Genomic DNA, 454 nt, shown 5'->3' with positions numbered 1-454 from the left:
GGCTTTATCGCAGAACAATTGCAATCACAGAAAAAGCTGTATACAGAAAGCTATTATGAGATTGATAAACGTAAAAAACAAGTAACCATTATCGTTAAATGGGATCGTAAAGAAACGATTGATAACGAAGAACGCTACTAAAACAATAAGCTTGCAGTAACAAAGAGAAATTTACTTTGATGCTGCAAGCTTATTTTTATTTATCGAGTTCAAATTGGTCGTGTAAAACTTGGGCTGCTTCGACCATTTTACGAGCTGGTACGACAGTAGAAACTTTGATTTCGGATGTGCTAATCATTTTTATTGGAATATTATTTTCTGTTAAAGCTTCAAACATTTGTGCAGCTACACCTGGATTACTTACCATTCCAGAGCCAACTATAGATACTTTCGCTAATTCTTGCTCGGACTCTAGCTTTTCGATTTGAAGTAATTCTTTGCTTTCTTCTAAAAC

At 34.6% G+C, this 454-nt stretch carries 1 protein-coding gene; it reads right to left on the bottom strand.

All coding sequences use genetic code 11. The features are described from left to right. Nucleotides 1-196 precede the first annotated feature (196 nt). A partial coding sequence (locus tag G8O24_RS47145) for an ACT domain-containing protein (protein ID WP_188108436.1) occupies nt 197-454 on the bottom strand: 258 nt, incomplete at its 5' end.

Source organism: Bradyrhizobium campsiandrae, from assembly GCF_014529705.1.
Classification (GTDB): domain Bacteria; phylum Pseudomonadota; class Alphaproteobacteria; order Rhizobiales; family Xanthobacteraceae; genus Bradyrhizobium; species Bradyrhizobium campsiandrae.
Note: the sequence above shows the minus strand (reverse complement) of the source record. Positions and strands in the feature narration are given on the sequence as shown.